Annotated in this window: 25 protein-coding genes and 2 pseudogenes; 13 read left to right on the top strand and 14 right to left on the bottom strand. The window is 64.7% G+C overall.

Going from position 1 to position 26,440, the window contains the following annotated elements:
* Positions 1 to 203 precede the first annotated feature (203 nt).
* Together WK25_RS32210 and WK25_RS30900 are read left to right on the top strand one after the other, a co-directional pair.
* Positions 204 to 2,342, top strand: a pseudogene (locus tag WK25_RS32210) (hemagglutinin repeat-containing protein); the annotation flags it as partial.
* Positions 2,339 to 2,941 carry a hypothetical protein gene (locus WK25_RS30900; protein ID WP_083253085.1) on the top strand — a complete coding sequence of 201 codons (603 nt, stop codon included), beginning with the start codon at positions 2,339 to 2,341 and terminating at the stop codon, positions 2,939 to 2,941. The pseudogene WK25_RS32210 and the gene WK25_RS30900, both read left to right, overlap by 4 nt.
* A 1-nt stretch (position 2,942) precedes the next feature.
* On the opposite strand, the gene WK25_RS26000 is transcribed toward WK25_RS30900, so the two are convergent.
* Complete coding sequence (locus WK25_RS26000) at positions 2,943 to 3,539, bottom strand: DUF4291 domain-containing protein (protein ID WP_069243134.1); 597 nt, start codon at positions 3,537 to 3,539, stop codon at positions 2,943 to 2,945.
* A gap of 328 nt (positions 3,540 to 3,867) precedes the next feature.
* On the opposite strand from WK25_RS26000, the pseudogene WK25_RS25995 reads away from it, so the two are divergent.
* From WK25_RS25995 to WK25_RS25980, 4 genes and pseudogenes are all read left to right on the top strand, one after another.
* A pseudogene (locus tag WK25_RS25995) lies at positions 3,868 to 4,134 on the top strand (transposase); the annotation flags it as partial.
* Positions 4,092 to 4,619, top strand: coding sequence for an SDR family oxidoreductase (locus WK25_RS25990; RefSeq protein ID WP_257785762.1), 528 nt, complete (start codon positions 4,092 to 4,094; stop codon positions 4,617 to 4,619). The pseudogene WK25_RS25995 and the gene WK25_RS25990, both read left to right, overlap by 43 nt.
* A 290-nt stretch (positions 4,620 to 4,909) precedes the next feature.
* Entirely contained in the window at positions 4,910 to 6,427 is a 1,518-nt protein-coding gene (locus tag WK25_RS25985; RefSeq protein ID WP_069243133.1) for a purine-cytosine permease family protein, read from the top strand.
* Between the two features lie 435 nt (positions 6,428 to 6,862).
* A complete protein-coding gene (locus WK25_RS25980; RefSeq protein WP_069243132.1) occupies positions 6,863 to 7,471 on the top strand; it encodes a cysteine hydrolase family protein in 609 nt (202 codons plus the stop codon).
* Positions 7,472 to 7,872: 401 nt separating this feature from the next.
* Here the strand turns inward: WK25_RS25980 and WK25_RS30895 are convergent, their stop codons facing one another.
* On the bottom strand, positions 7,873 to 8,250 hold the full coding sequence (locus WK25_RS30895; RefSeq protein ID WP_083253084.1) for a YXWGXW repeat-containing protein: 378 nt from the start codon (positions 8,248 to 8,250) through the stop codon (positions 7,873 to 7,875).
* 612 nt (positions 8,251 to 8,862) lie between these two features.
* On the opposite strand from WK25_RS30895, the gene WK25_RS25970 reads away from it, so the two are divergent.
* Positions 8,863 to 9,945: a porin gene (locus WK25_RS25970; protein WP_069243130.1), complete on the top strand. Its 1,083-nt coding sequence runs from the start codon at positions 8,863 to 8,865 to the stop codon at positions 9,943 to 9,945.
* 168 nt (positions 9,946 to 10,113) lie between these two features.
* On the opposite strand, the gene WK25_RS25965 is transcribed toward WK25_RS25970, so the two are convergent.
* Positions 10,114 to 10,512, bottom strand: coding sequence for a GreA/GreB family elongation factor (locus WK25_RS25965; protein WP_040140274.1), 399 nt, complete (start codon positions 10,510 to 10,512; stop codon positions 10,114 to 10,116).
* Between the two features lie 512 nt (positions 10,513 to 11,024).
* Between WK25_RS25965 and WK25_RS25960 the strand changes: the two genes are divergently transcribed.
* Positions 11,025 to 11,354 (top strand): DUF4148 domain-containing protein, encoded by a 330-nt coding sequence (locus tag WK25_RS25960; protein WP_040140272.1) that lies wholly within the window; start codon positions 11,025 to 11,027, stop codon positions 11,352 to 11,354.
* A gap of 152 nt (positions 11,355 to 11,506) precedes the next feature.
* On the opposite strand, the gene WK25_RS25955 is transcribed toward WK25_RS25960, so the two are convergent.
* On the bottom strand, positions 11,507 to 11,968 hold the full coding sequence (locus tag WK25_RS25955) for a CBS domain-containing protein (protein ID WP_040140269.1): 462 nt from the start codon (positions 11,966 to 11,968) through the stop codon (positions 11,507 to 11,509).
* Between the two features lie 177 nt (positions 11,969 to 12,145).
* On the opposite strand from WK25_RS25955, the gene ribA reads away from it, so the two are divergent.
* Together ribA and WK25_RS25945 are read left to right on the top strand one after the other, a co-directional pair.
* The gene (gene ribA, locus WK25_RS25950) at positions 12,146 to 12,796 is read left to right on the top strand and encodes a GTP cyclohydrolase II (protein ID WP_040140267.1); all 651 of its coding nucleotides are present in this window, start codon (positions 12,146 to 12,148) and stop codon (positions 12,794 to 12,796) included.
* A 288-nt stretch (positions 12,797 to 13,084) separates the two neighbouring features.
* Positions 13,085 to 13,633, top strand: a complete 549-nt coding sequence (locus WK25_RS25945; RefSeq protein WP_236857840.1) for a GNAT family N-acetyltransferase — start codon at positions 13,085 to 13,087, stop codon at positions 13,631 to 13,633.
* A 534-nt stretch (positions 13,634 to 14,167) separates the two neighbouring features.
* On the opposite strand, the gene WK25_RS25940 is transcribed toward WK25_RS25945, so the two are convergent.
* From WK25_RS25940 to WK25_RS25930, 3 genes are all read right to left on the bottom strand, one after another.
* A complete protein-coding gene (locus tag WK25_RS25940) occupies positions 14,168 to 14,926 on the bottom strand; it encodes a hypothetical protein (RefSeq protein WP_069243128.1) in 759 nt (252 codons plus the stop codon).
* Between the two features lie 52 nt (positions 14,927 to 14,978).
* Positions 14,979 to 15,587 carry an acyl-homoserine-lactone synthase gene (locus WK25_RS25935; protein WP_040140262.1) on the bottom strand — a complete coding sequence of 203 codons (609 nt, stop codon included), beginning with the start codon at positions 15,585 to 15,587 and terminating at the stop codon, positions 14,979 to 14,981.
* Between the two features lie 210 nt (positions 15,588 to 15,797).
* The gene (locus WK25_RS25930) at positions 15,798 to 16,241 is read right to left on the bottom strand and encodes a DUF4902 domain-containing protein (RefSeq protein WP_040140260.1); all 444 of its coding nucleotides are present in this window, start codon (positions 16,239 to 16,241) and stop codon (positions 15,798 to 15,800) included.
* 73 nt (positions 16,242 to 16,314) lie between these two features.
* Between WK25_RS25930 and WK25_RS25925 the strand changes: the two genes are divergently transcribed.
* Positions 16,315 to 17,034: an autoinducer binding domain-containing protein gene (locus WK25_RS25925; RefSeq protein ID WP_040140258.1), complete on the top strand. Its 720-nt coding sequence runs from the start codon at positions 16,315 to 16,317 to the stop codon at positions 17,032 to 17,034.
* Positions 17,035 to 17,072: 38 nt separating this feature from the next.
* Here the strand turns inward: WK25_RS25925 and WK25_RS25920 are convergent, their stop codons facing one another.
* The 6 genes from WK25_RS25920 to WK25_RS31445 form a co-directional block, all read right to left on the bottom strand.
* Entirely contained in the window at positions 17,073 to 17,780 is a 708-nt protein-coding gene (locus WK25_RS25920; protein WP_040140256.1) for an MgtC/SapB family protein, read from the bottom strand.
* A gap of 331 nt (positions 17,781 to 18,111) precedes the next feature.
* Positions 18,112 to 19,659, bottom strand: coding sequence for a TolC family protein (locus WK25_RS25915; RefSeq protein WP_069243127.1), 1,548 nt, complete (start codon positions 19,657 to 19,659; stop codon positions 18,112 to 18,114).
* Positions 19,646 to 21,727, bottom strand: a complete 2,082-nt coding sequence (locus WK25_RS25910) for an FUSC family protein (protein WP_069243126.1) — start codon at positions 21,725 to 21,727, stop codon at positions 19,646 to 19,648. The genes WK25_RS25915 and WK25_RS25910 overlap by 14 nt, the downstream gene beginning before the upstream one ends.
* A complete protein-coding gene (gene mdtN, locus WK25_RS25905) occupies positions 21,708 to 22,757 on the bottom strand; it encodes a multidrug transporter subunit MdtN (RefSeq protein WP_069243125.1) in 1,050 nt (349 codons plus the stop codon). Before mdtN ends, WK25_RS25910 begins: the two co-directional genes overlap by 20 nt.
* Positions 22,754 to 23,047 (bottom strand): hypothetical protein, encoded by a 294-nt coding sequence (locus WK25_RS25900; RefSeq protein WP_040140249.1) that lies wholly within the window; start codon positions 23,045 to 23,047, stop codon positions 22,754 to 22,756. The genes mdtN and WK25_RS25900 overlap by 4 nt, the downstream gene beginning before the upstream one ends.
* A gap of 88 nt (positions 23,048 to 23,135) precedes the next feature.
* The gene (locus WK25_RS31445; RefSeq protein ID WP_156789102.1) at positions 23,136 to 23,546 is read right to left on the bottom strand and encodes a hypothetical protein; all 411 of its coding nucleotides are present in this window, start codon (positions 23,544 to 23,546) and stop codon (positions 23,136 to 23,138) included.
* Between WK25_RS31445 and WK25_RS25895 the strand changes: the two genes are divergently transcribed.
* A complete protein-coding gene (locus WK25_RS25895; protein WP_069243124.1) occupies positions 23,545 to 24,693 on the top strand; it encodes a metallophosphoesterase in 1,149 nt (382 codons plus the stop codon). The two genes, WK25_RS31445 and WK25_RS25895, sit on opposite strands and share 2 nt — an antisense overlap.
* Positions 24,694 to 24,699: 6 nt before the next feature.
* On the opposite strand, the gene WK25_RS25890 is transcribed toward WK25_RS25895, so the two are convergent.
* Entirely contained in the window at positions 24,700 to 25,284 is a 585-nt protein-coding gene (locus WK25_RS25890; RefSeq protein ID WP_059774236.1) for a malonic semialdehyde reductase, read from the bottom strand.
* 261 nt (positions 25,285 to 25,545) lie between these two features.
* Here WK25_RS25890 and WK25_RS25885 point away from each other — a divergent pair, with 261 nt between their 5' ends.
* Positions 25,546 to 26,151 (top strand): alpha-ketoglutarate-dependent dioxygenase AlkB family protein, encoded by a 606-nt coding sequence (locus WK25_RS25885; RefSeq protein ID WP_059547338.1) that lies wholly within the window; start codon positions 25,546 to 25,548, stop codon positions 26,149 to 26,151.
* Positions 26,152 to 26,440 lie beyond the last annotated feature (289 nt).

Raw genomic sequence — 26,440 nt, 5'->3', positions numbered from 1 at the left:
AAGCGGTATTGACCCTTGGAGGGGGCTGCGATTGCTTTAATTGGGCTGAAATATGATCCAACACTGTGGGTGGCAACATTGGGATTCTTTATTGCAGCGATAGGCGGGTTTTCGAGTCGAGCGCATATGTTGAAAATCAAACCATTCGACAACAGCTATAAGAAGGCACGCCACAGCTACAAGACGGACGACGACGATCAGTCGAAGTAGAAACGACGAACCCGACGAGCAATACCGCGACGATCGTCAGAGGTGGCGATACCAATATCATCCGCGCGAACAAGGTGATTGCCAATGTCGGCGGCGATCTGAATCTAGCGTCGGTGCAGGATACGAGCCGCAGCGCGGCGCACCAGAGCAGTTCGGGCGGCGGGTTCAGCGCCAGCATGGGCGGCGGCAGCGCGAGTTTCAGCGCGCAGAGCGGCCATGCGAGCGGCAACTATGCGGGCGTGAACGAGCAGGCGGGTATCCAGGCTGGGGACGGCGGCTTTGATGTGACGGTCAAGGGCAATACGGATCTGACGGGAGCGTATATCGCGAGTACGGCGACGCCTGACAAGAATCAGTTGACGACTGGGACGTTGTCGTTCTCGGATATTCAGAACCACTCGGAATACGATGCAAGTAGCTTCGGAGTCAGTGCCGGTGGTGGAGTTGGCAATGGCGGTAACAACTACGCGACTCATGGGCCGACGAGCGGCAAGAATACAGGCGGTGCGTTGCCGCTGTAAGTGAGCGAGAGTGGCAGCAGTAGTGCGACGACGAAGAGCGCGATCGGCGACGGCAGCATCACGATCACGGACAAGGCGAACCAGAAGCAGGATGTGGCGACGCTGAATCGTGATACGTCGGACCTGAATGGTACGGTAAGCAAGACGCCGGATCTGCAGCAGGTGCTGAGCAATCAATCGGATCTCATCAACGCGGCGCAGGCTGCATCGGAGGCGATTGCAAAGCAGATCGGAGCCTATGCGGATAAGAAGCAGCGTGAAGCATTGACAGCGGCGGCAAACGAGACCGATCCGAAGCTTCAGGCGCAATATTTGCAAGATGCGAAGGACTGGGCCGAAGGCGGCGACAATCGCGTTGCGTTACATATCGCTGGTGGTGCATTGACGGGCGGGTTGACCGGTGGGGGATTGGGAGCAGCCGGTGGAGCTGCGGGCGCCGGTGTGTCGGCGAACCTCGCGCCGCAGCTGAATGAGCTCGCTAAATCGATTAAGGACGCGGGGCCGACTGGTTACGCGAGCGTAGACGAACTGCTGGGGAATCTTGCGTCGAACGTGCTGGCAGGCGGAGCGGGGGCGTTGACTGGAGCGAGTGCGGATCGCTTCAATCGGCAGTTGAGTCCCATGGAAATCGACAAGATCAAGGCTTTGGCAGGGAACAATGTCGATCTCTACAACCGCTTGATTGCAGCTGCTTGCTCGCAAGTCGATTGTTCTGCGGAGTTCGTGAAGGGTACCGCGGACTTCCGGCATTATGACGACATGCAGAAACTTGGAGCGCAAGACGCTCGCGCACAGAAGATCTTGCGTGATGCGCAAGCGAGCGATCCGACGTTCCTGCAATACACTTGGACGCAGAGGGCGTGGGATGCTGCGAAGCTCGCGAACAGCAAGGCCACGCAAGTTGCGTCGTGGGTGGGAACGGCCGCTTCATCAGGCATTAAGACAGTAGCCAACGCTGGCGTGCAGGGCGTATTGCAAACGCTGGACGGGTTGTCTGCTGTTGGTGGCGGCGTCGGCGATCCGGTCAGTGAGATCGGCCAATCGATCCAGCAGAACGGTTTGAAGCAAACGGCCGTCAATTCGGTTGCTGGCCTGGCCGATACGATGAAAGCGGTGGGTCAAGGTGATCCAAATGCTGTCGGTACTGTTGTTGGCACCGTTGGGGGTATCGTTGCGGGGGCGAAGATCGCTGGCAAGATTGGCGCACCGGACGTGACGGTTGGTGACACCTCAACTGTCTACCGGGTGCAAGGTGGCGAGATGCCTAACGCGAGCAAGACACTTATTACGCTGGATTCTAACGGAAACGCGATTATTCAGAATGGGACGTTGAACATTAGTATTGGTGACTCCGCGCATGCGGAATATTTCAAAACATTGCGCCCTAATAGCTCCGTGACTTCATTCGAAATACCTGCGTGGCTAGACGATTTCATCCAAGAGAATGCGATTCCGCAGTATCGCTATAATAGTAACCCGTTGAACCAAGGTGGATTGGCTCCTAAGATAGTCGATCCGACCACGCCAGGCCGCTCTTACGAGCTGCCATCACCTTGGGGGCAATGGTTGCAGGAGAATGCAGTTCCAGGATCAGGTAAGGTGAAGCAATGAAAGATCTCGAAAAAATTCTAGGGCCAGCATCCCGCGACCTGCTTGACCGGCAATATGCCGTTGCTGTGGCGCGTCACAAGGGGGCGGTTCATTGGCTATTGTCCGACCACGATAATTTGGTACTCGATTGGGAAAAGTGGAGGAGCGAGTTTGTCGCTGCAGGCTACGAAGTGCCTGATGAGGGTGCAACGGCAATGGAGAGAGCCGGTATTGTAGTTGTCGACGAGAATTCAGCTGAAGAATTCTTGAGGGAGCCGGCGACTCATCGATTAAGTATTGGCTTTTTGAGGAACGCTCTACTGGAGAGATTCCCAAGTGCGAAATCTTGGTGGGACGTGGGTTTTTTGTTCCCAATTGCGTTCATTGATTTTGATAGCAGGCGATTCTTCGGTTTTTATCATGATGGTCCACGGTTGGAGCGCTATGTTCCTGATGGTTGGACCGGGGAATTTGTCGACTTTGCGAATACCTTGCCCGATCATGTGTTCCCGGCCGTCGATAAATTTTGGATCGTTGACGGCCGAGATCTGTTGCATGAACTAAATGAGCGCGGACGGGTACAGCATTCGGGTGGTGCGGTAAGCGATCGCTCAAACTAAATTAAGCGCTGGGTTCGTAAGCGGTCTCTATGGGCAGCAAGGTGCGGGCTGACTCGAGATCGCCTTGGAGGACGAGAGAGTGCACGCTATATGCCAGTGGAGTTACGTCGGTGATGCGCTGTATCCACTCATGCACATACAGATCGACGGCTTGCTTGCTGAGGCCGATCTGGATCGCACGGTGTGTGAGCGGTTGTAGCGATAGATCGCGCTCCGGGTCCCATTGAACGCGTACGGGAGCGCTCTCCTTAATGCGCAACCATTCCTCTCGATCCATTGCTTCCTCAGGGTGGCTCGGGCAGCTATGAGCCAATGCCCACTCAAAGCCTTCGCGCGATATGTCGATGGCGAGAATGCGTCTTTGTCCGGAATCTTTCAGTCCCCAGCCTGAACGGTACATCATCCACATGAACGATGGCTTAATCCAGGTCATTCGTTCCATCTTGAACGGTGGCGAAACGAACGTTCCATTCATCAGAGCAGAATCGGCGATCGCGTCTGAGTACGCTTGGTAGACCCGGATTGTGTGGTCGTCGTACATCGCGCGGATTTGACGGATTGGGATCGCTGCGTGGTGCGGTTTCAGGTGATTTTCCATGACTGCATTCTAGCTCGAGACTCGTCTTCTAGATGGCTTGGAAGCAGGTTGTTCCGATTGGGTCGGATGTCCTGATCTGCCCTGGAATTTTCGGACCAATTGAAATTTGAGAGAATGGCTTGGTGAGCGGCCCCCAGTAAAAATTACCATGATGTAAGCGAGTTTTCGGCGGACTTTTTCAGTATGAAAGAAGCCGTACGATGAAACGCAAGCGCTTCAGTGTCGTGCAGATTGTGGCGGTGTTGAAACAGGCGAAGCAGGCATGCCGGTAGCGGAGCAAACCTGCTATCGCTGGAAGAAGGTGTATGCCGGTTTGCGGCCCGTGGGGGGACGAAATACGCGCCCGATTGCCGCACTCTGGCGCCGGGTCTGGGATCAGGTGATTCGGTTCTATGCCTTCGCGCCTGACATCCGAAAAATTGTAGATACGGCCAACGCGATTGAGTGGCTACACATGCAGCTTCGGAAGATCATCAAGGCACGCGGCCACTTCCCATCGGACGAGGCCGTACTCAAACTAATCTGGCTGGCGCTGCGCAACGTCGTGGCCAAATGGACCGGTTCCCGGCACGGTTGGAAGAGCGCCATGACTTAGTTCGCGCTGCTTTACCCGGAACGATTCTCAGCGTGCGCCGCGATGCGACGGCGGCCATCGACGCGAATCTGAAAAGCACGCTCGTCACGACGCTGGCTGTGTTGCCGCACTTGGCCGAGCGCGCCGCGCGGATCGTCAACATCGGCTCGATTGCCGCGCGCGCCGGGAGTCTGCTGCCCGGCGGTCTTGCGTATGCGGCGGCGAAGGCGGCCGTCGAAGGGTTCACCGTCGCGCTCGCACGCGAGCTCGGGCCGCGCGGCGTCACGGTCAATGCGGTTGCGCCCGGCTACATTGCCGCCACACGTTTCTTCGGCGACGCAGGCGTCGCACCGGGCATCGCGGCGGCGATCCGCGACCAGACGCCGCTCGGCCGCCCCGGACATCCGGACGATGTTGCCGACGCGGTTGCATGGCTTGCCGGACCGCGCGCCGGGTTCGTCACCGGTGCGATTATCGCGGTGAACGGCGGCTGGCGAGTCGGCTGAAGCGCAGGGTCGACGCGGCCCCGGCTGCGTGGCAATAGTGAATCGTCGGCGCTCCAGCTTCGCGGGCGCTGCGTCATGACAGTCGCACCGCCCACGATCCGCGTCGCGCGCGAAGCGCACACCCGTCCGCCGGTTTGCCTGCGGCAAACATTGCTCCCCTTCGTCGTAAACGTCTCGAATGCGTGATATTTGCGCCGCCCGATCCGGTTTAGAGTGGCCGCGAATCAATGACGATGTGTCGTATGGCCGCAGTAGCCGCCGTACCGACGCACCAGAGGAGTTGGAGACAAATGGGTGAAGGCAGAATTACGCAAATCGAATCGTTCGGTTTCGAGCGCATTCCTGACGCATCGCGCCATGCGCGTCCGATCGATTTGTTCCGGTTGCTGTTCGGCGGCTGCAATACGTTTTCCACGTCGGTGCTCGGCAGCTTTCCCGTGCTGGTCGGGCTGTCGTTCAAGGCGGGCGTCGCCGCGATCGTGCTCGGCGTGCTCGCGGGCACCTGCATTCTTGCGCCGATGAGCCTGTTCGGTCCGCGCAACGGCACAAGCGACCCCGTATCGTCCGGCGCGCATTTCGGCATCCACGGCCGGATCGTCGGCTCGTTCCTTGCACTGCTCACGTCGATCGCATTCTTCTCGCTCGCGGTGTGGAGTTCCGGCGATGCGCTCGTCGGCGGCGCGCACGACCTGGTCGGCGTGCCGGTCAACGGCTTCACGCTCGGCGCTGCATACCTGGCGTTCGCCGTGCTCGTGCTGATCGTCTGCATCTACGGCTTCAGGTTCATGCTGCTGGTCAACAAGGTCGCCGTGTGGGCCGCGAGCCTGTTGTTCGTCGCGGGCCTGTTCGCGTTCGCCGGGACGTTCGACATGAACTACGCGGGTACGCTGAACCCGGGCAGCGCGGGTTTTTGGGCCGCGTTCGTCGGCGCGGTGCTGGTCGCGTTGAGCAATCCGGTGTCGTTCGCGTCGACGCTCGGCGACTGGGCGCGCTACATTCCGCAGCACACGCCGAAGCGGCGCGTAATGGGCGCCGTGTTCGCCGCGCAGATCGCGACGTTCGTGCCGTTCTTTTTCGGCCTCGCGACCGCGACGATCATCGCATCGAAGGCGCCCGCGTTCATTGCATCGAACGATTACGTCGGCGGGCTGCTCGCGGTGTCGCCGCGCTGGTTCTTGTTGCCGATGTGCCTGATCGCGATCATCGGCGGGATGTCGACCGGCACGACGGCGCTATACGGCACAGGCCTCGACGTGTCGAGCATGTTCCCGCGCTGGCTGAACCGCGTGCGGGCGACGCTGCTGATCGGCACGCTCGCGATCGCGTTCATCTTCATCGGCCGTTTCTGGTTCAACCTCGTCGAAAGCGTCGCAACGTTCTCGACGCTGATCGACACGTTCAGCTGCCCGTGGATGGCGATCATGGTGATCGGCTACGTGACGCGCCGCGGCTTCTATCTTGCCGATGACTTGCAGGTGTTCAACCGCGGGTTGCGCGGCGGCCATTACTGGTTCACGCACGGCTGGAACGTGCGCGCGATGGGGGCATGGCTGCCGGCCGCGTTCCTCGGGCTGTCGTTCGTAAACCTGCCCGGCCAGCTCGTCGGGCCGCTCGGCAATCTCGCCGGCGGACTCGACCTCAGCGTGCCGGTGTCGCTGGTGGTCGGCGGCATGCTGTATTTCGTGCTGCTGAGTGCGTATCCGGAAGCGGATGGCGTATACGGCCCGCGTGGACGCTTTGTCGTGCGCGGCGGCAAGCCGGCGGCGCGCGCGGTCGGTGCGCCGGCGATTCAGCCTAAGGGGTACTGAGCACAGGATGCCGTGGAACACGGTGCCGCCGAGCGGGAGAGCCGCCGGCGGCATCGTCGTGTCGGAAGCGCGACGGCTTGCGAACGGGCTCGCGTGAACGTGGTTTCGCGATGCGGCCCGTGAAGAAATACGCGAAACGGGCCGCCGGTGGCGGGGGCGAGGCCGTCCGCCCGGTTTCGTGATGATGGGGTGCTACGGCCGCAGGCGCACATGGACGTACTGTCGCACGCGGGCTGCGTACAGGTTGGCCCGATTCTGTCGGACGTTGTCCTGCGGGCGGCTGTCGCACGGAGCTGCACGGCACGACACTGGCGCCTCGCGGTCGCTGCAGGCCCGTTCCCGAACGGCAATCTGCCACGGGGCCGCGTACGGCGGCATTTGTTGCCGAACCGCCGTTCCGTTCGATGTGCCACAACCTGGAGTAGAGAGCGACTCATGCAACATCCGACCATCCGCACCCTGGCCGGCGCGAGCGCGCCGACGTCGATCGACGCCGCGCGCACCGCGCTACTGGTGATCGATTTCCAGAACGAATATTTCAGCGGCCGGCTGCCGATTCCGGAAGGGCCGCGTGCGTTAGCCAATGCGCAGCGCGTGATCGCGTTCGCCGATCGTGCGGGCATTTCCGTGTTCCACATCCAGCATGCCGGTGCGGCCGACGGCCTGCTTTTCGCCGACGGCAGCGACAGCTTCCGCTTCCATCCGGACCTGCAGCCGGCGCCGCATCATGCGGTCGTGAAGAAGACGTCGGTGAGCGTGTTTCCTACGACCGACCTGGACGAGCGCCTGAAAGCCGCCAGCATCGACACGCTGATCGTCACTGGTTTGATGACGCATGCCTGCGTTGCAGGCGCGGCGCGCGATGCGGTGCCGCTGGGGTACGCAGTGATCGTCGTCGACGACGCGTGCGCGACGCGGGACCTCGACGTCGCCGGCGGCACGGTGCCGCACTGCGATCTCCATCGCGCGACGCTGGCCGCGCTGTCGGATACGTTCGGCGACGTGCTGACGACCGAGCAGGTGCTCGCGCTCGGCGTCGCCTGAACCACGCGTGGCCGGCGCTTGAGCGTCGCTCGCGCGCGACGCGCTCAATCAGCCCGTCACGCGGGGCGTGGATCCTTGCCTCGATCCGCCGCGTCGAGGCGCGGGCGCGGCGACAACATCGTGTTCGCGTTCGCGGTTCTTCCGTTGCTGCGTGGGTTACGTCCCGGTGTTCGACGATCATGCCGTCCTTCACGCCGAAGAGATCGACGAGCGCATCGCTGCGCTAGCCCGACCAATCGATTACATGCGCGGGCAGTTAGACGAGATCGCCCTCGGTCGCACTACGGAGAATTCGCGGGGGGTCCGGGGTCTTTTTGAACGCGCGGACGAACGGCGCGACCGGCCAGCATGAACGTTCCGCCCGTGCCATCGGGCCAGCACGCGCGTGGCGGACTGTTCGCCTATCGCCATGCGCCGTCGACGTAAACCCACACTTGTCCCTGGCGACGCCAGTAGCCGGGCACCCACCTATGCCCCGGGCGCCGCGCGAGCCAGCGTCCGGGCACCCATATATAGTGGCCGCGCTGCCAGCGCCAGTAGCCGTCGGCCCAGACATAGCCGTGCGGCCGCGGCGGCGGCGGCCGGCGATCGCGCCGCGGGGCCGGTGGCGCGAAGCGTGGACGATCGGAATAAGGCGGTCTGCCGGGTCCCCGGTCTGTACCGGGCGGCCGATATCCGGGCGGTGGGACGGGCTGGGCCGAGGCGGCGTGTAGCCAGCCGCCCGTACCGACGACAGCGGCGGTCAGTCCGATCGCGCGCAACCACAAGCGTCGATTCATGCAGATCCTCTTATATAAGTGCTGAAGGCGGCCTTACATTAGCCTGCTGGTCCTGGGGCCGGGTTACGGGCCTCGTTAAGCCTGTTACTGCATGTCACGACGGGGACGCGTCAGTGGCACTCCGGGGGGCGATTCCCAACCGCGGGAACCACAGAAAGATTGCGGAAAGCGGCAGCGGCCGAGCGATCCCGTGTTTACTGTTCGTGCCACGGCTTTTAGGCGACCGTACCCGTTATTTGAGATTAAACCAAGTAAAAATTACCGTTTCTCGGCGGCTGCCACGATTCCGTTTGTTGTTTCTATGCAACCGTCAAGACGATGACATGAAAGAATGGTGGGATGAAAGCCTACAAAAAGCGGCCGTCAAGAAGTCAAAAAAATACGTCAAAACAAATACTTATAACTCGTCCCCACTTTCATTATTTCTAGTTCTGGAAAAGCTTATTTCTTTATTTGCAGATCGCTCCCCTAGGGTACACCCCTAAACTCACGGTTCCCAAACGGGCAACTATCCGGGCGCAGCCAGCAGGACCGATGGCGTTTCCGGGCGGTTGCAGACCGTTTATGAACAAGGTCGCGAGACCTGCCTCTTTTTAGAAGGGAGCTCCACGAATGAACAAGACTCTGATCGTTGCAGCAGCTGCAGCATCGTTCGCTACCGTCGCTCACGCGCAAAGCAGCGTCACGCTGTACGGCGTGCTGGACGCAGGCATCACCTACCAAAGCAACGTCGCCGGCAAGTCGCTGTGGTCGATGGGCTCGGGTATTGACCAAAGCCGTTTCGGCCTGCGTGGTTCGGAAGACCTCGGTGGCGGCCTGAAGGCAATCTTCACGTTGGAAAGCGGCTTCGGCATCGGTAACGGCAAGCTGGGCAACAACGGCGGCATGTTCAACCGTCAAGCATTTGTCGGCCTGTCGAGCCAGTACGGCACGGTCACGCTGGGCAAGCAATACGATGCAACGCAAGACTACCTGGCGCCGCTGACGGCAACGGGCACGTGGGGCGGCACGTACTTCGCGCACCATGGCAACAACGACCGTCTGAGCACGAACGGCGACGTCGCACTGAATAACTCGGTCAAGTTCACGAGCGCTAACTACGCTGGCCTGCAATTCGGCGGCACGTACTCGTTCTCGAACAACCAGAACTTCGGCAACAACCGTGCGTACAGCGGTGGTCTGTCGTACCAGTTCCAAGGCCTGAAGCTGGGTGCAGCGTACTCGCAAGCGAACCTGGGTGACGGTACCAACGCCAACGGCGCGACGAACATTGCTTCGCAAGGTCGTATCCGCACGTACGGTGCTGGTGCTGGCTACGCATTCGGCCCGGCACAAGTCGGTGCTGCATGGACGCAATCGCGTATCGACAACCAGGCCGCTGGCGTTCCGACGCAGCGTACCGACAACTACGAAGTCAACGCGAAGTACAACCTGACGCCGGCTCTCGGCCTGGGCGCAGCGTACACGTACACGAACACGAAGATCGACGGTGGCAGCTCGCACTGGAACCAGTTCGGCGTGCAAGCTGACTACTCGCTGTCGAAGCGCACGGACGTCTATGCGCAAGCTGTGTACCAGCGCGGCGCGAAGGGCAACGCGATCGGCACGTCGATCTACAACGGCGACGTCAGCACGCTGCCGAGCTCGTCGATCAACCAAACCGCAGCAACGGTTGGTCTGCGTCACCGCTTCTAAGCGTGACGGCTGGGTAACCAGCTTCGCAGCTCAAAAAGGCGCCTTCGGGCGCCTTTTTTTTTCGACTGTGAAATGCGTAGCCGACGATCCGGATCGTGGGGGCGCAAAAAAAGCGAGGCACGGACCTCGCTTTTTCGCATTCGGGGCAGGGTGCGGCTGTGCGGTGAATCAGCGCGTATATTCGCCGTTGGCTTCCGGCTGAAACACGATCTCGGCGACCTTCATCAGCTTTTCGGCGCCGCTCGGCTGCATCACCTTGACCATCTGGCCGCGTTGCGTACCCAGCAGCGCCATGCCGACGGGCGAGAAGACGTTCAGTCGGCCGAGCTCGAGGTTGGCGGCATCGGGATAAACGATCGTCCAGGTGGCCTGTTCCTGGGACGCTTCGTCGAGCAGTGTGATCTGCGAATTCATCGTGACGACGTTCGCCTTGATGGCGTCGGGCTGGACGATATCGGCGCGCTCAAGCAGCGTGTCGAGCATCGCCTGAAAGCGCGGGTTGTGCTCGGCGTGCTTCTCGAGACGAGCGACGTCGAGTTCGGTCAACTGGTAAAGGCGTTGTTTCATGGCAGTTCTCCAAATGATCGGCATGGGGCAGGCGTTGCGTGCCTATGGGGATCGCCCGGAGCCTGTCTGACCTGGCTCCGGAAGGAGGCCGTGCCGTCAGTTCAGGCGCCGGGCAGGGGCGAGCGGTGCCTGGGCCGTGCGTCGAAGGCAGGGGTGCGCCGGATGGCCGGCGCGCGCGCCCGCGCCGGCGAGGCCGGACGGTGAAACCGACGAAGGCGTGAGCGCGTGCATGGTGGACAGAGATCGACAGGCGAATAAAACCTTACGATTCTACAACACAACCTTCCGAATGGGTAATCGGGTTGTCGGCCTTTCGTCAGGCATTGTTCTGAAAATGGTTCAAGTAATAGTGATCTTGCGGGATATCGGCGGGCGATTTTTTCCGAAAACGCAACGCAGTATGTTCAAACCAAGGGTTTCCCCTTGGTATCGCGAGCACTACACTTGATCCATCGCTTCAGACAGTCCCGCCCGAAGCGACGCCAAAAGAGAACATATTTCGGAGGTCCATCATGAAGTCGATCATCTACGCAGCGATCGCTGCATCCGTTCTTGCCACCCCGATCGCATCGTTTGCGCAGTCCGAGCAAGGTTTGACCCGCGACCAGGTGCGCGCGGAACTCGCGCAACTCGAACAGAACGGCTACAAGCCGCTCGCAAGCGATGCGCAATATCCGCAGAACATCCAGGCTGCAGAACAACGGATCCAGCCGAACCAGCCGACGCTTGCCCAGGCCGACACGAGCGGCTATGGTGCGGTCGCGACGAGCGCAGGCCAGTCGGGCCGCCGCATGACGCGGGAAGCGCCGAACCCCGTGAACTCCGTGTACTTCGGCAACTAAACATCTCCGGGTCTGCCCGAGCACAGTATGTGACCGACCGGACGCGCGCCACCCGCGCGCGTCTGCGTCAGCAGAGCAGAACCTCCGTCGCCGCATTCCGGCGGCTTTACCGCCCAGACGCTCACGCGTTTGGGCCTTTTTTGCTGCGACACTCAGGTGGACGTGACGGCCGGCGTGCCGTGGATATAGTGCTCCAGCTGGCTGATCGTGAATTGCTGATCGGCAATCACGCTTTTCACGAGGTCGCCGATCGAGATCAGGCCGATCAGCTTGCCGCCGTCGAGAACGGGCAGGTGGCGCATCCGGTGTTCGGTCATCAACGCCATGCACTCATCGGTGGATTGCGACGGTTCGACGTAGCGCACCTTCGACGTCATGATTTCATCGACGCGCGTTGCCTTCGACGAGCGCTCCTGCAGTACGATCTTGCGCGCGTAATCGCGCTCGGTGACGATGCCCGCGATTTCATCGCCGTCCATGACCAGCAGCGCACCGATTCCCTTTTCCGCCATCAGCTTGATGGCGTCGTAGACGAAATCGGTTTTCTTGACGGTGTAGATGGTGCGGCCGGAGTCCGGCTTGGCCTTGAGAATTTGCGCGACAGTCGTGCTCATGTGCTTTCTCCGTGTGCTGGACGATGCAGGGAAGGCAGGGCGTGATGCGCGGCACCCGACGGGCCCAGTATAGCCGGGCCGGCGGCGGCAGTCGCGTGACGTTTCCAGATTAGCGGTAAACTCCGGTCACGCACTATCCACACAACTCCTACATTCCTGATCGTTTCCACTGAATTCATGATGTCTTCGCGTCCCCAATCGCCCGCGCAGGGCAATGGCCAGGCCGACGAGTGCGTGACGCTCGTCGCCACCGCGTCGCTGCCCACGCGCTACGGTACGTTCACGTCGTACGCTTTTCGCGTATCGGGCAGCGATGCCGAACATCTCGCGCTCGTGATGGGTGACGTTACCGGAGAGCAGTCCGTGTTGACGCGGCTTCATTCCGAATGCCTGACCGGCGACGTGTTCGGCTCGTACCGCTGCGATTGCGGCGAGCAGCTCGATCTCGCGCTGCGTTACATCGCGGCGGAAGACCGCGGCGTGCTGCTGTATCTGCGCGGTCACGAAGGGCGCGGCATCGGCCTGAGCAACAAGATCCGCGCATATGCGTTGCAAGAGCAAGGGCGCGACACCGTCGAGGCGAATCTCGACCTCGGCTTGCCCGATGACGCGCGCGAATACGACTCGGCCGCAGCGATCCTCCGGATCCTCGGCGTGACGTCGGTGCGACTGATGAGCAACAATCCGAAGAAGTTCGACACGCTCGTGAAGCACGGTATTCCCGTGTGCGAACGCGTGGCGCTTGCGGTGCCCGTGCGCGAGGAAAACGAGCGTTATATCCGGACCAAGCAGGTGAAGTTCGGGCATTACTTCGAGGAAAACGAGTAATAGCGTTCGACGGACTGCCGCCCGACGTGTGCGGGCGTCGGGCGCTCCTTCGACGAACTTGCGGCGGGAAACGAAGCGCCGTGCTTCGTTCAATTTCTGTCGCCCGTTGTTGCGACCACCGATGTTCCCGGCCGGCACTGATGGCGATCGCGATTGACGCGTCCTTTCGCTGCGCGTTCCGCCTTGTTCCTTCGCTGCGAGATTGCGCGCGTACGGCTCCGCGCATCGCGTATCTCCTGCATGTCCCGATCACGGTAGAACTGGCCATTGAATATCGAATCCGCACGCTTGACGTTGCGTCGCTGGCGACCTGACGATGCCGGCGGGCTGGCTGCGATGCATGCGGATCCCGATGTGACCGCGTGGCTCGCGCGCGGGCCGATGTCCGTCGATGAGGCAGAAGCCGCCATCGCGCGCTTCGAAGCGCATTTCGATGCGAACGGTTTCGGTGTATGGGCGATCGAGCGTCGTGCCGATGGTGCACTGATCGGCCTCTGCGGTTTGTCGCGCGAAGTTCGCGACGAGCACCCGATGGCGCCGTGCATTGAGATCATATGGCGTCTGGCGCGCGCATCGTGGGGGCATGGCTACGCGAGCGAAGCGGCCGCCGCTGCACTGGCCGACGGATTCGACCGGCTCGAGCTCGGCGAGATCTTCGCGTGGACGGCCGCAGCGAATTCGAGATCCCTAAAGGTTGCGCAGCGGCTCGGAATGGCGCGGCAGCCGACGCGCGATTTCGATCATCCCGCGCTGCCGCAGGGACATGCGTTGCGACACCATGTCGTGTTCGTCACGCGCACAACGTGCGTTCATCTCGACGGCCGCGTCAGCACGTAACAGCACGGGCGTGCCCGTCCCCTCAGCGCCACTCCGCGTTCTGCAGGACGATCCCGGCAACGGTCCGCGTCCTTGAACGTCCATCCTGTCACGATTTGATCGATGTCTCGCGCGAGAAGCCCTCCGCGGCGGCGCGTGCGTATGTCGCATCGGATGCTGGGCGATCGGGCGGAGAGCCGATAGGTTGAACGCGTCGCAGCGCATGCATTCGGCTCTGTCGAGATGGGCGACGGGTTGGGGTAATGCCGACACCGGCTGCGCGCGAGCCGTTCGTCGATGAGACATCGCGGGAGCGAGGCCGCCCGTGCGAGGAGCGAAAGAGGGCTTCGATGCAGCCCTAATTAATCACGCAGGCAAGAAAAAGCCCGCTACTGGAGCGGGCTGAATCCATGTTTGGAGACATGGAGGAGACGGATGTAACTTTAAGGGAAAACCCGAGGGCTGGCAAGCCCTAGTTGCAATTGTGCAACGCAACGCAACCCGCGCCGTACCCGACAACGGCGGTAACCAACGTGCCAGCCGCCGCCGTCGCTTTCACATTCCGCTCGCTCGCGCGTGTGCGGCGAGCGCACCGAACCGCTCCTGCGCGACCGGTACCGCGTACTTGTCGCGCATTTCCGTCTCGATCCACGCGCAGGCCTCGCGCGCGCAGTCGGTGAGCGCGTGCCGCGCCGCGTGTCCGTCGATGTCGTAGACGAAACGCACGCCGACCTCGTCATCGGCCACTTGCCGCTGCAGCTGGTTGAGCTGTAGTTGCGGCCCGTGCTGCTGCGACAGTGCGCGCAGCTCGTCGAAGTGATATTCGAGCCAGTCGGCAAAGAACAGCGCATCGCTGTGGCAGCGTAGACGGAACGCCGCACTGCGCGACGGACGCGGTGCGTCGCCGGCAGACGGTTGCGCGCCATTCGATGCGACGATCGCATCGAATGGCGCGAGCGGCTGACGGATACGCCGGTACGGCTCGCGTTCGCGTAGCGCGTGCCACAGCAACTCGTCGCCGGCTGCGCCCGACGGCTGCATCGTCAGATCGTGCCGGCCGTCACCTACGGGGGCGACGTCGCGGATCACGAGACGCAGCGAGCAGAGCGGCTCGTCGGCTGCAAGCAGCGTGGCCGCGCGCGGCAGCCCGCACACGAGCGGCGCCGCGCCGGCCGAGCGGAACACGAGCCCGCGGCGATCGAGCCGCACGAGCGGCAGCGGCCGCGGATACAACGGGTACGCAACCGCGATGCGGGCGCCGCCGGCGCTCGTCAACCCGGGCATCATCGCGCGAAAGACCTGAGACTGGTCCACGGTATTTCTCCTTCGTTACGATGCCGCCCGGCCGGACTACGCGCGTTCCGGCTCAGGCAGCGATGGCTTCCCGGGAGGCCCGTCCCGGCTCGATTCCAAGTGCAGCAAACGTTTGCGGATCGATGTCGATCCAGCACGCGACCACCAGACGACCGTCCACCTGTTTCGGCGGCCCTGCGCGGTGCGCGTGCACACCGATCCGGCGGAACAGCCGCTCCATGCTCGCGAACGTCACGCCGATCAGCTGCCGCGCACCCAGCTGCGCCGCGCATTCGACGACGGCAGCGAGCATCGGGCGGACGGCCCACTCGGCGTTTCCCGCTCCGCTTTCGTCGCCGGTTGCCGCAAACCGCGACAGTTCCCACACGGCAGCCGATTCCGGCAGCGCGACGTCTTCGGCGATCAGATCGGCGAACAGCGACTTCAGCAGATACGGACGCGTGGTCGGCAACAGGCGCGCACACCCGCACATGTCGCCACTGGCGTTTCGTGCGAACACGTAGACGGTATCGTCGCGATCGAACTGATCGCGCTCGAAGCTTTCGTTCGCCGACGGAAGCGCCCACCCGAGCTGTTCGACGAATACACGGCGCCGATAGCGCCCTAGATCCGCTGCAAGTTCGTACGGCAACCGCCCTTCCTCGTGAACGAAGGTCCGCATGGTGTCCTCGGATCGATACTTTGGTATGCACGCATTACATCGCGCGTCCCGAGGCGGCGGTAACTGGTAACTCTTACAGGGTGACGCATCGGTCGATGCGATTTGACCGGTGGTAACGGTTTCTTGATCGGTGGGATTGAAATACGGGCGGGTTTTGCTTATAAAGACCGCCAGTCTTGCGGAAATGTCAGACGAAACTGCGCCCGATTGTCACTGGAGCGTCGGACCGGCATGATAGGCATCGTCGCGGCCCAGAAGCGACGACGCGACTGCCGCCGGCCAGTCCACACAGCCGAGCCGCTCGATGAGCGCGGCAGCGGTGCGGAACATGCCGAGATCGGCGCCCGCGGTGTCGACGGCCATGATGTTGCTGCGGACGTCGCCGCCCGCGATCACGAACGCGCCCGTCGCGCGCTCGAGATACCAGTCCCAGCCGACCGTCACGTATGCGACGCCGGCACTGGCAGGACGATGCCATTCGGTGTAGCCGGCCAGGCGCGCGTCGATGGCGCTGTCGCGCAGTTCCGCGAGCAGCGATGCATCGAGGCCGCTGGCGACATGGTCGAGCGCGAGCGCGGCCAGTGCGCTTTCGGAAAGGCGCACGTAGCCGTCCGGAGACGGGCCGCGGACCGGATGCAACAAAGGTGAAGTCATGCGCGGAATGTATCAGCCCCCAACCGGTGCTGGCACCTGACAGGTATGACAGCGTGACGTTGTCGGAGAAAGAATGGAATTGCGCTGGCAGGATGCCTACCAACAGTTCAGTGCCGCGGAAGACGAGCAGCAGCTCTTCCAGCGGATCGCCGCCTATTCTAAACGCCTGGGCTTCGAATATTGCTGTTACGGTATTCGCGTGCCGCTGCCCGTGTCGAAGCCGGCGGTCGCGATCTTCAATACCTATCCGAACGGCTGGATGGAGCACTATCAGGCGCAGAACTATATCGAGATCGACTCGACGGTTCGCGACGGCGCACTGAGCACCAACATGATCGTCTGGCCGGACGTCGACCGGATCGATCCATGCCCACTGTGGCGGGACGCGCGCGACTACGGGCTGTCGGTGGGCGTCGCTCAGTCGAGCTGGGCGGCGCGCGGCGCGTTCGGCTTGCTGAGCATCGCGCGTCATGCCGACCGGCTCACGCCGGCCGAGATCAACATGCTGACGCTGCAGACGAACTGGCTCGCGAACCTGTCGCATTCGCTGATGAGCCGCTTCATGGTGCCGAAGCTGTCGCCCGAGGCGGGCGTCACGCTGACCGCGCGCGAGCGCGAGGTGCTGTGCTGGACGGCCGAAGGAAAGACCGCGTGCGAAATCGGCCAGATCCTCAGCATCTCGGAGCGTACGGTCAACTTCCACGTGAACAACATCCTCGAGAAGCTCGCGGCGACCAACAAGGTGCAGGCGGTGGTCAAGGCGATCTCGGCCGGGCTCATCGACACGCCCTGACGCGCGGCCGGATGCGGCGGGCCGGCCGCCGCCGCCGCTCACTCCATCATCGGCTCGGCTTCCTTGGCGGTCCAGCTCACGCTGGAAATGCTCTTCTCCATGCTCATCCGGCTCGCAATCTGCTCAAGTTTCTGCTGATCCTTCGGATGCAGCTTGAGCGTCGCGGTCACCTTCAGCCGGTCGGGCTGCTCCGGCACGTCCTCGCTCGTCAGGCTTTGGAACGACAACGGTTTCGCGTACATCGAGTTCGACAGCAGTGTGCGGATGTGCACTTCGTCGGCGGCCAGGCAGATCACGGTGATCTGGTATTCGCGCACGAGATCGGCGTTCGACACGGGGGTCGCGTTGATCGCCTGGCTGACGCCGCGCAGCACCGTGTTGGTGAGCAGCACGACGCCCGTGCCGGCGAGCGCCGGCACGTAATGGCCGGACCCGGCCAGCACGCCGACGGCGGCCGAGCACCACAGCGTCGCGGCCGTGTTGATGCCCTGGATCGAGCCCTTGTCGCGCATGATCACGCCGCCGCCCAGAAAGCCGACGCCGGATACGACGTACGCGGCGATCTGCGTGACGCCGGCCACGCCGTTGCCCGTCAGCACGCCGAGCGTGACGAACAGGCACGCGCCGCTTGCGACGAGCGTGATGGTGCGCAAGCCCGCCGTGCGTTGCCGCATCTGGCGTTCGAGGCCGATCGCGACGCCACAGGCGAACGCGGTGAAAAGACGGAGTGCGAAATCGAGAGTCATGGGTGTCCTGCCGTGCAAGGCGCGGATGCCGGCCCGCGTCGCGGCCGCACGAGGTCGCGCGCGGCACGAGGGCCGTCATCGCGCGGTACTGTAGCGCGCGAATGCGTCATTCAGTGTGAAACGGGCGGCGTGCGGGCTCGCGTGACGCGAGCCGCGGCAGGAGAACTGCGGCGGACAGGCGTTCAGGCGGCAAGCGGCGCACGCAACGAAGTGCTGCAACTGTCCACGATGGTTCCTGATAGAAGAATGCGCGGCATTCTAGTAGGCCGCCCGCGCGGGCGTCAACCCGTCCGGCGGGCGGCCGCGAACGGCCGGTGCGGCACGGCGAAGGTTACTGCGACGTGCCGATCGTCCCCGTGGCAAGCGCGAGTGCCGCGGCGGCCGACAGCGCGCCCGCGTAGCTGTCGACTTCCGCGTTGCGGGCCGCCAGCAACTGGCTTTGCGCGATCGTCGCATCGGTCACCGAGCCGACGCCGTTGCGATATGCGGTGAGCGCCGCGTCGTAGCTCGTCTGCGCAGCATCGACGAGCGCCTTCGCCGCGTCGTGCGACGCAAGGCTCGTCTGCACCGCGTTCTGCGCGGCGACGACCTGGCGCACCGCTTCCTCCTTGGTCCGCGTGAGGCGCGCGGACGCGCTCTCCGCATCGTTGCGCGCCTGCATCAGCACGGCCGAGCGCAGGCCGCCGTCGTACAACGGGATCGTCACGCCGACGAACACGCTACTGCCGTAGCGGCTGCCGTTCAGGTTCACGGTCGCCGCCTGGTCGCCGATCGCGGGCAGCGCGGTGATCGCCGTGCCGCCGCTGGCATAGGACGTCGACGCCGACAGGAAAATCTTAGGCATGAACGCGGCTTGCGCGGCCTTGATCTTCGCGCGGTTGGCTTGCTCGAGCGCATACGCGCCCTGCAGGTCCGGGCGGCGCGCGATCGCGTCGGACACGATCGCGTCCACCGATGAAGCGAGCGCAGGCGGCAGCGGGCGCTTGGGCAACTCGGCGATCGACGGCTTCGACAGCGGCGAGATGCCGAGTGCGGAGACGAGCGCGAGGTAGCCGTCGCTTTCCGCGCCGTTCGCTTGCACGAGCGCGAGATTCGCCTGCGCGCGATTCTGCGTCGCCTGCGCGAGTTCGACGACGGTGCCGACGCCTTGCCTGAGCCGAGCGCGAGACGCGGCGAGGATCGCGTCCGCGTTCGCCAGGCCCTGCCGCGCGCTGGCCGCGCGCGAGCGGGCGGCTTCGTACCGGTAATACGCGACGGTCACGTCGTGAATCACCTGCTGGTGCACGGCCGTGAATGCGACATTCGACGCGACCGACGCCTGCTCGGCGGCCTCGACGCGCGCCGCGCGGCCACCGAAATCGAACAGCAGCCATTGCAGCGACAGCGCCGAGATCGTGCCGTGCACGGTCGTGTTGCTCGACGAGTCGCCGAGGATCGTCGACGTCGAGCCGTGCTTCGCCTGATATCCACCCATCGCGGTCGCGGACAGGTTCGGCAGATACGCGGTCTTCGCGATGCCGACCGCGAGCGCCGCGTTGCGCGCGTCGTTCCAGGCGATGCGGGTCAGCGGATTCGTCGATTCGGCGAGATCGATCAGCTCGGGCAGCGTATATGGATGCGTGGCATCGAGTGCGGCGGGCGGCGGCACCGACGCGAGCGCGGGCGAGGCCGGCAACGTGTAGTCGTGCGGCGTGCGCTGTGCGGACGCAAGCGGCGGGGCCGGCACGATGTCGCCGGCGGCCGACGTTTGCGGCTGCCATGGACGGTCGGGCGCCTCGGGCGCGAGGTCGACCGAGGACGTGGCGCAACCGGTCAGCGCGATCGCGGTTGCAAGCGCGGCGGCGGCGATCGACGCGGCCGGCGTTTCAGGGACGCGCATGAGGGGCAGGCTCCATCGGTGTGGCTTGACGCGCGGCTTCGGCAATGTGCGCGAGCCGCGTGTCGATCAGGTTCAGCAGCGCGTCGCGTGCAGGATCGGCGGAGGTGGCGACCGGCACGGTCGCTGCGCGTTCCGGCGACGACGGCGGCGCCGAAGCGGCATCGCCAACGGGGGCGCCTTCGCGCGGTTCGACCACGCGCGCGAGCCGTGCATCGATCGCCGCATCGCCCGGCGTGCGTTCGGCGAGCAGGAACAGCGGGCCTTCGAGCGCGCCGAGTTCCGCAAGTGCGCGCCGCCGGGTCGCGAGCCACGTGGCGGCCGGGCGGACCCACGACGGTTCGTAATGGATCAGCCCGAGTTCCTGCGCGATCGCGCCGTGACGCGCAAAGGCTTCCGCCGCGAGCGTGCGGCGTTCGGCGGGCTGCGCGACCTGCACGATACGGCGCCACTGGTCGCGCAGCGCGGCGAGTGCGACGTCGATCTGCTTGCCGATGCTGACGGGCCAGATGCGTGTGAACACGAGATACACGACGATGTTGCCGAGCAGGATGCCGATTGTGCGATCGCGCGCGAGCGTCAGGTCGAAGCCCGGGCCCGCGCCCTGGATCACGCACAGGAAGAATGCGAATGCGACCTGGAAACCCGCATACGCGATGCGCGGCGAACCGAATGCGATCCACGCGGACAGCCAGGCGCCGGCGAATACGAGCGCCATCAGCTCGCCGATCGACGACAGTGCCGGCACGACGAACACGAGCGCCGCGGTGCCGATCAGCGCGCCGACGATGCAGCCGGCGATCCGCAGCGTGAGCTTCTCGACCGTCTCGGCCGTCGAGCCGAGCGACACCATGTAGCAGGTGATGAAGCAGGTGTGGATGCCGGACCAGTCGAGCTGCGAATACAGCAGGTAGCAGAACATCGCCGCGACGGTCGTCTTCAGCGCGTAGCGAATGTGGTCGGGATTGGTGCTGGCGTCCGGCAGGAAGAAGCCGCTGCGCGGCGCGGGCGCTGCGGCGGGCGCCTTCGCCGGCGAAGCCGATGCATCGGTCGAGGTCGCGGCCGGTGCATCCGGTGTCGCGGGCAGCGGCAGTGGCGGTGGCGGCTCGGCAAAATGCGTGATGGCCGCGTGCAGATCGGTCGCGACGACGCGCGCGAGCGGCGCCAGCGTATCGGTCGGCGGCAGTGCGAGCGTGACGTCGACCGGATAGCCGCCTTGTTCGAGGATGCCGGCCATCTCGTCGAGTGTCGCCGCGGCCGGTTCCGCGAATGCGGCGGGCAGGCGTGCGTCCGGCTCGCGGTCGGCGAGCGCAACCGCCACGAGCAACGCGGTGCTCGATGCGATCGCGTGTCGCAGCGCGGGCGCGCCGGTGGCCGGCGTCGATCCTTCGAGCGTCGACAGCTTCAGCCACGTGAGCATCTGCTTGTCGCCTTCGCGCAGGCTCGCGTCGAAGGCCGCGCGTGCGTCGTCGTCGCCGCGTAGCCGCCGCGCGGCGAGCCGCAGCCGTGTCGCGAGCTGCGCGAGTGCGAGCTTGCGCGGCGACGGCGCGATCAACAGGTTGACGACGATCGCGACGCCGACCGGAATCGCGACCATCAGCCACGCGTAGAGCAGCGCGCGCGTCGCGGCTTCGCCGACCGGCGCGAGGCCGAGCTGGTCGAGCCCGAAGCCGACGATCATCGCGAGGATCGCGCCGATCGGGCGCAGCTTGCTGGCCGACGTCAGATACAGCAGCGCGACCGACAGCACGGCCATGCATGCGACGCGCAGCACCGAGTAGTCGATGCTGAAGATCGCGACGCCGACCACGAGCGCGATCACGAGCGTGACGAGCAGCAGCATCGCGGCCGCCAGCACGACGCTCGTCACGCGATCGGCGCGATTCAGGAAGAACACGACGTAGGCGGAGATCGCGGCTTCCGGCGTGCCGTAGCCGCTCGTCACGAGCACGACGAGCGCGCAGATCAGCGCGACCCGAACGGCCATCGCGGCGCGGCCCGGAAACGGCGCGAGCAGTCGCAGCACTTCGCGCGGGCCGGGCGCGCGGACCTCAGCGGCAGGCTGAGCCATGCCGGACCTCGACGATCGCGCTCGCGCCGACTCGCACGAGCTTGCCGTCGGGTTCGTCGAGCTTCACGCGCACCGGGAAGCGCTGCGCGACGTGCACCCAGTTCACGGAGTTCTGCACGATCGGCAGCGCGCGCGGCAGATTGATGCGCGCGCTGTCCGCGATGCCGGCGCCGATGCCGACGACCTTGCCCGTCAGCGGACGGCTTCGGTCGATCATCGAATAGACCGTCGCGCATTCGCCGACCGCGATTCGGTTCAACGACGTTTCGCGGAAATTGCCGACGGCGAACCATTCGCTCGCATCGATCAGCGTGAAGATCGACTGGTTCGGCGCGAGCGTCTCGCCCGCGAGCACGGTCAGGCCCGTCACGAGCCCGTCGTGCGGCGCGCGCACGACCGTATCGTCGAGCGCGTGCTGCGCGCGGGCGAGCGCGGCTTCGCGTGCATGGAGCGTGGCGATCGCGTCGGCGTCGTCGCCGATCGTCTGCGCGGATGCGCGCTGCTGTTCTTGCGCCTGCGCGAGCGAAACGGCCGCGTCGCGCTGCCGGACCTTCGCCTGGTCGAACTGCTGCGCGCTGACGTAGCCTTGCGCCGCGAGCGGCGCGAGCCGGTTCACGTCGCGCGTCGCGAGGTCATAGTTTTGCGAGGCACGCTTGACCTGCTCGGCGGCCACGGCCGCGTTCGAGCGCTCGCCGATCAGCGACCGGCGGCGCGTGTCGAGCGACGCGCGTGCGAGCTCGAGATCGGCCTGCGCCTGCGCGACCGTCAGCCGGTACGGCACCGGGTCGATTTCATACAGCAAGTCTCCTTTCGCGACGCGCTGGTTTTCGTGGACCGCGAGCCGCACGATGCGTCCGCCGACGGGCGACGCGACGTGCACGACGTCGGCGTCGATCGACGCGTCGTCGGTGGACGGGTAGGCCGTCGTGCGGTGGTATGCGTACGCGAGCGCGGCGATGCCGAGCGCGACGATCGCCAGCGCGATCACGCGACCTTTCGTGGAGGGGCGGGCGATGCCGGCGGCCTTCATGCGAACGGCCCCGTGCCGGCGAGCCACACGATCACGGCGACCACGAGGCCGATCGCGGTGCAGACGGCGAGCTGGTAGGGGACAGTGGCGGCCCAGCCGGTCGCGACGAACACGCGGTGCGCGACGATCGCGCCGATGATGCCGACGATCGCGCTGACGAGCCAGAGCGGGAAATACGCGCCGAACAGGACGTACGACGGTGCGCCGCGCGACGCGCAGCCTGCGAGCGGCAGGGCTGGCGCCAGTGTGGCGGCGACACGCAGGAGCGCGCGCGACGTTGTTTTTCTCATGTGTGACGAGCTCGACGTTGTAGGTGAATGCCGGGCGCGGCGCAATGCGGTCCGTCGCCGCGACGACGATTCCGCGATACGGAGCCGATCATAAAACAGCGCGATGCGGATCGCCAGCGATGCCCCGCGTGCAGGCGGCTCGCATCGGGCGCGCGGCCGGCGCCTCGGGATGGTCGGTGACGATCGCGATTCTGCCAGCGCCTGCGGTCGCAGAGTTGCCGTCTGCATGCAAAAAATCGTCAGATGAAACCGGGTCGACGCCATTTGCGTGCCGACGCAACGGGAATCGGCGAGTCGAATGCCGGATTGCAGCGCAAACGCGGATGAATCCGCATTCCGGCCGCGCAGTGCGTTTGCCGCGGCCGCGATCCGTCGTGCCGCCCGGTATCTGTGTACCATCGTGCGAATAGCGCGACGCGTGACGGAAACTGACGCACGGTTTCGTCCGATGCGCGGCGCGGAAGCGGTAGCGGTACCGCAACGAGGATGAACGTTCCATGCGAAGTTTCTTTGTCCGCTTCATTGCGATCGGCGTGCTGTTCCACTTGTACGTCGGGCTGCGGATCATTCCCGACGCCTTCGCGTCGCCGCTCGCGCGCACGCTCGCGGCGCTCGTGCTGGCGAGCTTCGTCGTGCTGATTCCGGTCGGCATGTTCTCGCGCCGCTTCGACGAAGGCTGGGCCGCGACGCTGGCCGGCTGGGCCGGCTCGCTCGCGATGGGTTTCTTTTCGTCGCTGCTGGTGCTGACGTTCCTGCGCGATCTGGTGCTGCTCGGCGTCGTTGCATGGCGGCATCCGGGGCATGACGGCGCCTGGAGCGGCGCGGCATCCGACACGGCACTCGGTGTGCTGGCGGGCGCGGTGCTGGTCAGCGCGATCGGATTCGTCGGCGCGCGCCGCACGGCGGCGGTCAAGCGCGTGTCGATTCCGGTCGACGGACTGCCGGCCGCGCTCGACGGGCTGACGATCGTGCAACTGTCGGACATTCACGTCGGGCCAACGATCAAGCGGCCTTATATCGAACGGATCGTGCGCACGGTCAATGCGCTCGACGCCGATCTCGTCGTCGTGACGGGCGACGTGGTTGACGGCCCGGTGAAGCGGCTGCGCGAGCACACGGCGCCGCTTGGCCGCATGCAGTCGCGGCACGGCAGCTTCCTCGTGACGGGCAACCACGAGTACTACGCCGGCGCGCATGCATGGATCGACGAGTTCCGGCGGATCGGATTGAAGGTGTTGCTCAACGAGCATGTGCTGATCGAGCACGACGGCGCGCGCGCGGTGCTCGCGGGCGTCACGGATTTCACGGCGGGCGGATTCGATCCCGCGCATCGCAGCGACCCCGAGCAGGCGCTGGCGGGCGCGCCGCACGACGTCGCCACGAAGATCCTGCTCGCGCACCAGCCGCGCAGCGCGGAAGCGGCAAGCCGCGCCGGTTTCACGGTCCAGCTGTCCGGCCATACGCACGGCGGCCAGTTTCTGCCGTGGCCGCCGTTCGTGCGCCTGCAACAGCCGGTGATCGGCGGGCTGAGCCGGTTCGGCGAAATGTGGCTCTACACCAGCCGCGGCACCGGCTACTGGGGGCCGCCGAACCGTTTCGGCGTGCCGTCCGAAATCACGCTGATCCGGCTGGCACGCGGCCGCTAGCGCGCGTCAGACGATGCGCGCGATATCGTCGAAATCGAAGCGCGGGCTGCGCGGGAACAGGCCGGCCGGATCGCCGTAGCCGAGATTCACGAGGAAGTTGGTTCGGATCGCGGTGCCCGCGAAGAATTCGGCGTCGACCTTGGCGGCATCGAAGCCCGACATCGGGCCCGCGTCGAGGCCGAGTGCGCGGGCCGCGAGGATCAGGTACGCGCCCTGCAGCGACGAGTTGCGGAACGCCGTGGCTTCGATCAGCGCGTCGTTGCCGGCGAACCAGCTGCGCGCGTCGGCGTGCGGGAACAGGCGCGGCAGGTGCTCGTGGAATGCGAAGTCCATGCCCACGATCACGGTGACGGGCGCGGCCATCGTCTTCGCGAGATTGCCTTCGGACAACGCCGGTTTCAGGCGCGCCTTCGCTTCCGGCGACTTGACGAACACGAAGCGCGCGGGGCTCGCGTTCGCCGACGTCGGGCCGAATTTCGTGAGGTCGATCAACCGGTGCAGCAGCGCGTCGTCGACGGGTTTGTCCTGCCATGCGTTGTGGGTGCGTGCGGTGAGGAACAGCTGGTCGAGGGCGGAATCGGAGAGGGTCATGGTGGGTCCGTGGAGAAATCGGCCGGGTCGTGCCAGCCGGCATTGCGGAACAACGCGGCGCCCTGGATAAGGGCGCGTTGCGATACGCCGCGATGATAGCGTGGCGCGCGAAAACGCACCGGCCTCGCGATCGGCGATTCGGGGCGCCCGGGCGCTCGGGCGTGTGACGCGACGGAATGACAGCGCATGGCGGCGCGCGTCGCCGTTGGCTACCATGCAGACATGGTTCATCCGTCTCGTTGACTCTTGCCCGATTCCGACATGTCGACGCCCGATCTTTTCGCCGATACGCCCGCGCCCGACGTGGACTGGTACCCGGGCTGGCTCGCGCCGGCCGAGGCCGATCGTATGCTGGCCGCGCTGATCGACGAGGTTGCGTGGCGGCAGGACACGATCCGAACGCCGCGCGGGCGCATTCCGCTTCCTCGGCTCACAGCGTGGCAAGGCGAGCCGGACGCCGTCTACGTGTATTCGGGAATCCGCAACGTGCCCGCGCCGTGGACGCCGGCCGTGCTCGACCTTAAGCGTGCGGTCGAGGCGACCTGCGACGCGCGTTTCAACAGCGTGCTGCTCAATCGTTATCGCAACGGGCAGGACAGCCTCGGCTGGCATGCGGACAACGAGCCGGAGCTCGGCGACGCGCCGGTGATCGCGTCCGTGAGCCTCGGCGCGATGCGCGTGTTCGACTTGCGTCATCGCGCCACCGGCGTCGTGCACGCGTACCGGTTGACGCACGGCAGCCTGCTGGTGATGCGCGGCCGTACGCAGGCTGAGTGGCAGCACCGCGTGCCCAAGGCGCCGGCGGTGCAGGGCGAGCGGATCAACCTGACTTTTCGGCGAGTAATGACGGGGGAGGCGGCACGCTAGCCGCGCCGGCCGGAAGGCTCGCCTCTCCCGGTGGCGCGCCCCGTTTTTTATCCGATCCGCTGAAGCGCTCGTCCATGCGGCACGTTGACGCACAGGTGCTGCGCACGCCGGGGGAATCGGCGGCGAGGCCCGCGCCACAAGGGTTTCAGTTGGATTTCATCGACTACCCGGTTCTGATAGGCAGGTGTAAGCCCTGATGGTGCGTCGCAACAACCATTGACTAAACTGTCGAATGGCTGAAACGCGCCGCGAACCGGCGCATCTTTTCGACATGCACGACGCGTTGCCG

The sequence above is a fragment of the Burkholderia latens genome, assembly GCF_001718795.1.
Lineage (GTDB): Bacteria > Pseudomonadota > Gammaproteobacteria > Burkholderiales > Burkholderiaceae > Burkholderia > Burkholderia latens_A.
This window is presented reverse-complemented; position numbering and strand designations above follow the sequence as displayed.